General features: G+C 40.2%; 9 protein-coding genes. All 9 read left to right on the forward strand.

Features of this window, described 5'->3' with window-relative positions; all coding sequences use genetic code 11:
• The first annotated feature begins 795 nt into the window (after nucleotides 1–795).
• Complete coding sequence (locus V7K40_RS16820) at nucleotides 796–975, forward strand: hypothetical protein (protein ID WP_334961543.1); 180 nt, start codon at nucleotides 796–798, stop codon at nucleotides 973–975.
• Between the two features lie 589 nt (nucleotides 976–1,564).
• A complete protein-coding gene (locus V7K40_RS16825) occupies nucleotides 1,565–2,032 on the forward strand; it encodes a BamA/TamA family outer membrane protein (protein ID WP_334961545.1) in 468 nt (155 codons plus the stop codon).
• Between the two features lie 365 nt (nucleotides 2,033–2,397).
• On the forward strand, nucleotides 2,398–3,195 hold the full coding sequence (locus V7K40_RS16830) for a DUF3386 family protein (protein ID WP_334961547.1): 798 nt from the start codon (nucleotides 2,398–2,400) through the stop codon (nucleotides 3,193–3,195).
• Nucleotides 3,196–3,925: 730 nt separating this feature from the next.
• Nucleotides 3,926–4,063, forward strand: coding sequence for a hypothetical protein (locus V7K40_RS16835; RefSeq protein ID WP_334961549.1), 138 nt, complete (start codon nucleotides 3,926–3,928; stop codon nucleotides 4,061–4,063).
• A gap of 42 nt (nucleotides 4,064–4,105) precedes the next feature.
• Nucleotides 4,106–4,357, forward strand: a complete 252-nt coding sequence (locus tag V7K40_RS16840) for a hypothetical protein (RefSeq protein ID WP_334961551.1) — start codon at nucleotides 4,106–4,108, stop codon at nucleotides 4,355–4,357.
• A gap of 163 nt (nucleotides 4,358–4,520) precedes the next feature.
• On the forward strand, nucleotides 4,521–4,757 hold the full coding sequence (locus tag V7K40_RS16845) for a hypothetical protein (RefSeq protein WP_334961553.1): 237 nt from the start codon (nucleotides 4,521–4,523) through the stop codon (nucleotides 4,755–4,757).
• 339 nt (nucleotides 4,758–5,096) lie between these two features.
• The gene (locus V7K40_RS16850; protein ID WP_334961555.1) at nucleotides 5,097–5,393 is read left to right on the forward strand and encodes an AraC family transcriptional regulator; all 297 of its coding nucleotides are present in this window, start codon (nucleotides 5,097–5,099) and stop codon (nucleotides 5,391–5,393) included.
• Nucleotides 5,394–5,488: 95 nt separating this feature from the next.
• A complete protein-coding gene (locus tag V7K40_RS16855) occupies nucleotides 5,489–5,950 on the forward strand; it encodes a nuclear transport factor 2 family protein (RefSeq protein WP_334961557.1) in 462 nt (153 codons plus the stop codon).
• A 20-nt stretch (nucleotides 5,951–5,970) separates the two neighbouring features.
• Nucleotides 5,971–6,548: NAD(P)H-binding protein (locus V7K40_RS16860; protein ID WP_334961559.1), on the forward strand; the 578-nt coding region annotated here is incomplete at its 3' end.

A 6,548-nucleotide genomic window follows, 5' to 3' on the forward strand; every position in this document is an offset into this window, starting at 1 on the left:
TGAATAACCCCCTAACTGTTAAGGGAGAAGTCGGATTTTCTTGGCTCTGTTCAATATAACTGAATGTAACAATACTATCTTTGGCAACTTGGTATAAATACCATCCAGATTGTTCCACCGACGATATTTATGCGGCTAATACCCAACCAAATTAAATTTTCCAAAACCTTTTTGTTTCCTCGACTGAACATCATGGATAAAAAATGACACTCCAGGTTTTAATCCAAGATTTTGTAGTCATTGGTATGATTGAGTGCCCTAAGGAATATATGTCCCTTGTTTTTGTCGTCAAACAAAGTGGATTCCCTTACTGTCTAACCAATTGGCAAATTTGATGCTGTGAAATTCACGGTCGCCTAACACTGTTGTTTTGATATGCTTTAAACAACCTGATAACTGGTCAAATCAATGTTTTCTGTTCTTTGAGATTACTACAACCTCTTTTTCTTAAAGATAACCAGTAAATTGGTATAGCTCTCTGATCCTCAATTAAACTAATGAGCAAGATATTTTGCTCACGCCACTGTGTCCTATCGATAGCAAATATTAATTTTTTACCTTTTTTTCTCTGGCGAGTTTTCAGCCAATATTTAACTACAGGAAACCAAAGAAATTGAATTGACAGTTGTGGTAGAAGCAGGAATCGTTGAATACTCTTTCGCCGACAAAAACAGTTTTTGCTTCTGGCTACCGCCATAAATGTTTGCACACCAGTTAAGAAGGCCAAAAAAGCTATGACCACTGCAAAGTTTTGAATATGGGGCTGTCGTCGGTGGTTTTAATCGCGAACGTTACTTGCAACTCCTCCAATGGCAGGCACATTTAGCTCAACAACGTCTTGAACAAACCGCTCAAATAACTGTGATTATTCAAGACGGAGCGTCATTTCATCGTAGCAAAATAGTTCAACAGCACTGGCAACGTTGGCAACAACAAGGTTTGTACATTTTTTTTCTTCTTGCCATATTCGCCTGAAATGAACCGTATTGAAGACGAGTGGCTGCATCTCAAGCGCTATGAGCTTTCCTCACAAATTTTTGAAGATGAGTATGAATTAGCGTAGGCGTAGCCCGCCGCAGGCATCGCTCTAATTTATGCTATTGAAAATCGTACAAACAATGGTAATTACTCTGTTGAGCGTTTTATATTTAATCATGTCTAGCTACTTAATTGAAGGTCAATTACAAACTATCGAAATCAAAGGTACTTAGAGACTTGATCCCAATTATGTACGCAGTCGTATAGCCGCTGCCACCAGTAAGCCACTCAATCAGGAGCGCCTTTTAAAAGCGCTGCAAGTTTTGCAACGTAACCCTTTAATTCAAAATCTATCTGCGGAACTTTCAGAAAAAGATAAACCCAGCAAGAGTAAACTATTGGTGTTTATCAAAGAAGCAAAAACGTTCAGTGCTCAAATAACTTTATATAACGGGCGGTCGCTTAGTGTTGGCAGTTTTCAACGAAGATTGCAATTGAACGAAGCCAACTTTCTGGGGCTGGGAGATGATCTGAGCGTCGGTTATAGCAACACTGATGAGAGCAACTTTGTTAACGCAGTTACATATTGCAAAGGCAAGCACAATGGGTACGCCTTTTAGCTCCTGAAACTTTACTGTTAGTTCGTTTCAATACTCAACTAGCAACCAAACCACTGCCGCCTTTAGAGCAGTTTGGTTTGGGTGGAATTAAGAGCTTTCGTGGCTATCGTCAAGATTTATTGGTGATTGATAATGGTGCTTTCGCTTCAGCCGAACTTCAGCTTCCAGTACTTCGTGTACCCAAGAAAAATGGGGTATTACAGGTTATTCCTTTTGCTGATCTCGGTTTGGCTTGGAATATTTTAACCAGGGATAATTCTAATACTGATACTCTCAGTACTCTGGCTTCTATTGGTTTAGGTTTACATTGGTCACAGAGTGATCGGTTTAACGCTCGTATTGACTGGGGTGTTCCTTTGATATCAGTTGACTTTCCACATAAAACATGGCAGGAAAATAGGCTATATTTTTATTTCCAGTACAACCCTTTTTGAAACTTTAAGTACTATCTACCTTAACTTCTCCAAAATTAGTGACTAAACTTATGCGTATACGCATGAGTTTAGTCACTGACGCTGGAATACAAGATTCAAGACATTATGGCATTTTGTAATTTTCTGCTATTGAATCAATGAGGCTTTCTACAAAAAAATCCGATTTTAGTTTGGAAAAAATATTTTTATTCATGAGTTCATTAATGCGTATATTTCTGTTATACTTTATGATCTTATTCAAGAGACTACTAGATAATTTGCAAAATAAAGATTATTGTAAAGTTTTTAAAAAATGATTTGATAAAGGTACACTGCTAAAAATATTATATTCAACAAAGTTAAGAGTTTTACTCGTTGAGGCAAATATGATGAAACAAGTATTAAAATACAAAGTCTGGCATTTAGGTTTTTTCATAAGTGTGGCTTTAGTGAGTTTAGCTTTCGTAACTCAAATAAAGACTCAAGTACTTGCCTCTAATAGAATTATTTTGTCAGACAACACAGGTAATTCCTTAACCCCAGATATTTCTGCAGTTGATATTTTTCGCAAAGCATACGAAAATCGTTACACTTGGAACCCTCAATTTCCAGGTTATACAGCAGTAGTAGAATTAAAGCATAACAAGAAATACTACCGAGGAAACGTTCTTGTAAAACCAGATATGAGTCTAAAAGTGACTGATATTAATGAGGAAGAAGCACGTCAACTCGTGGAAGTTTCTTTACAGACCATACTTACTCATCACCGACGAGTTCCATTTAGTGAACAACATAAGAATAGCACTTTTAAACTTATTGCTACTGATCAAACCGGAGTTGCAGAGATTTTTGAGCAAGGAGAGAAAACAGAGGCTCGGTATAAGATATCTCACAATCAACTTACGCAAGTCAATCGTCTTCTTGGGAATACTGCCGTTAGCGTCGATGTATTGGACTCAGAGAAAACATTAGAAGGTTATTTAGCAATTAGATATCGCTCAACTTTCCAACAACCTCAGACTAAACAAGTCATGGGAGTGGAAGAATCGAAAGATACTTATGTAAAAACTGCTGGTTACTACGTGTTAACACATCAAGTAATCCACGACTTTCAAAAAGGAAAACTAACTGATATAGCAGAATTTACTTATAGTAACATACAATTATTACCAAGTGTTCCTTAGATTAGAGATTAATTGGACTCTTATTTATAAAACACAATAAGTTATTTGTGATGTTAAAAAAGCTCTACTTTATTATTTTAAACTGTGCAAAGGTTTACTGAGGTTTGAGAAAAGCTACATTATTTACCGAAATAGAATTTAGTCCTTCTGGAGTCACAATACAGGAAAGGTATTCTGACATAAATTGCGGATAGCACAGCGTAAAGCCTTCTCTACGAGAGGTTGCGCCAACGGCATAGCTTCTCTACGAGACGCTACACGAACGCTTAGAGCGAGTCATCCTACTCCTGCAAAGAAGCAAGCTTGCAAGAGCGTCTTGTATAGAGAATCCCAATAGATTTATTTTTGGGACTAATGCCAAACTAGATGTCGCTAGTTCGTTTTTAGTAAGTACTGCAAATAGTCTAATTTTTTTTGATGGTACTCAGTTCAGTGCTGTAACACCTAAAAATAAACCTTTGTTGAGCATTAAAGTTCCCTTGGGGTTTCAATTTGGAGTAAATCCAGCAAGAATTTTGTTACAGGTTGATAGTCAGAGTCTTAGATATACCTCTCAACTGGTTGACACTACTCAGGGTTTACATACAGAGCCAAATCAAACCTTAGCATTAATAGGTGGTGATGTAATACTTGAAGGGGGAACTATAAAGACAGCAGGGGGCGCATTGAATTAGGCAGTGTAGCTGGGACTGCTTTTGTTGGACTAACGCCAACTAGTAAAGGTTTAACTTTGAATTATCAAGGCATCCAGAACTTCCGAGATATTAAACTATCCCAGCAAGCGGTAATGGATGCAAGCGGAAAGGGTGGTGGTAATATCCAGATCCAGCTGATACCAATTCGCTATGAAGATGCACTTAATTATTAAACGAACCGCCAAGTACGCCAAGACAGAAGAAGTAATCATTAAGTGCAAGCTCACGGAGAATTGGTATTAACCCGATTGAACGATGCTCAAAGTATCGCACCAATAGACATAGTAGCTACTGACCTCGTGTACCGCGATTACCTTGGTGAAAGCTACTTAATAACCTATAACCCAACACATCAATGGTTCTATTTCCCCCAAATGCAACCCTCGGAGGCACTATTGTTTAAGTGCTTTGACTCTGCCAAGGACGGGCGAGGTTTGCTGCTCACACTGGGTTTGATGACCCAATAAGCCCACCAGATGCCCCAGTTAGAGAAAGTATTGAATTGCGGACGCTGGTTTTTTGTCCTGCATAAGGATGATGACGGCTGGTATCCCAAACGGAGGATGCATTATTATCTGACGCTGGGGCGAGAGTATCTTGCTAATCGTGACGTTAAACGAGCTCTCCTCAATGGCTAAGGCTCTTGACAATTCGATTTGTCAGCCTGATTTTAACTCTAGGCAGTTATTATCTGCTGTGTTGTTACTCGAAAATCTGAATCTGTTACAGTTTCTTACACCAGACGTTCACTCACGCAAGACTGACGAGAAGATGGTGGAGTTTAAGGCACTGGACTTAAAGCATCGGCACATTATCAAAAATTATCTGAATGTGACTATCTCGGAAAAACTTACCCCTGTGGCGTAGGCGTAGCCCGTCCTAGACGGGCAGTGGTAAGTTACTATAAATTTTGAGAGTGGGTGTAAATCTGTTGTTTGTAATTGTTAACCACGAACGATATAGCTACACCCCGATCACAAGTCAAACGGAAGCAACGTGATGCAAATGAGATCGGAGTAAAAACAAGCGATCGCTTGTTTTAAAGTGTATGATTCGACACTTGGTGCAGGAAAAGTGTGATGATCTTGAAGCCGTAAATCTTGTCGATTAAAGAGGATAATAAGTAGAGAATGGTTTTAACGATTCAGATGGAGAGCAGTAGACAAAACAGTTACACCTGAGAACAGAAGCTTAACGGCAGCCCAATTGCAGCTAGCGCTCGACTATATTGATACTCACCTTGAAGGAGATTTATCACTCGTTCAAATTGCAAGAGTCGTTAATATTAGCCCCACTTACTTTGCCAGTTTGTTCAAACGTGCCACAGGTATTTCCCCTCATCAGTATATAATTAAACAGCGGGTAGAGCGGGCGAAGCTGCTACTCTCAAAAACGTATTTAATGATCGCTGACATTGCACAAGTTGTGGGGTTCTCTAGTCAAAGCCATCTCACTCAACAGTTTAAACGCCTGACTGGAATCAGACCGAAACAGATTCGCTAAGACTATAAGAATTTGATAAAGCGTTGTAAGAATCTGAAAGAAGTGGAGCATTGGAACTCAGTACACTCTAGATAGATACAACTAGGGAGATACCAATGCAGCTTCCCCCAGATATTGAGCAGCATACAACTGCCCAAGCTTTTGCCGCTCATCTGGCACTCGTGGTCAAGGACATCCAAGCTTGGATTGACTTATTTGCCGAAGATGCAGTCCTTCAATTTCCCTATGCTTCTGCTTTGATACCAGAACGATTAGAAGGCAAATCTGCCATCTACAACTACATGAAAAACGCCTCAGCACAGATGCAAAATTCGGTATTTACGAACATTCGTGTCTACTCAACGTCAAACCCTAATCTTCTATTTGCTGAGGTTCATGGGGAAGCCGTAATTGTCGCTACAGGTCGTCACTATCAGCAAGATTATGTGATGCGACTGGAAACCAGGGACGGCTTGATCATCCACTACCGTGAATACTGGAACCCGATGCCCGCTCTTGATGCGTTCGGTAGCACAGAAAATTTTTGTCAATCTTTCAATCCAGACAATGCACAATAACGTACCCAAAGAGAAGAAATATGAAAATTGTGATTGCAGCCGCATCCGGCAAGATTGGACGACGCACCGCAGAGAAAATTATCCAGGCTGGAGCCGAAACCATTCTTCTAGCACGACATCCAGAGAAGTTGGCTGATTTAGTGGCTCAAGGTGCCACAGTGAAGCCAGTCAGCAGCGATAATACTCAAGGGTTGATCGAGACAACGCAAAATGCAGATGCTTTGTTTTGGCTGACTCCACCGAAACTTGATGCACCAACCTTACGCGACTGGTACATTCAGACGGCAAACACTGGAGCCAGAGCAGTGCGTGAAAACGGCATCAAACGAGTCGTCAACATTTCTAGCATCGGTGCGGGTGCAATACCAGATTTGGGTACCATCTCATTTGTTGGAGCCGTTGAGTCGATCTTCAACCAAAGCACAGCCAATGTGGTACACCTGCGTCCTGGCTATTTCATGGAGAATTTCTTGGAGCAAGTTGAGTTCATTCGGCGAGACCACGAAGACAAGTTATTTTTTATATTGTTCTACTTCAAGTGTTATCCCACCTTTGATGTGGCAGGAGTATTGTTTGACCTACACCGCAGTCGGGCACA

The organism is Nostoc sp. (assembly GCF_036917195.1).
Taxonomy (GTDB): Bacteria; Cyanobacteriota; Cyanobacteriia; order Cyanobacteriales; family Nostocaceae; genus Nostoc.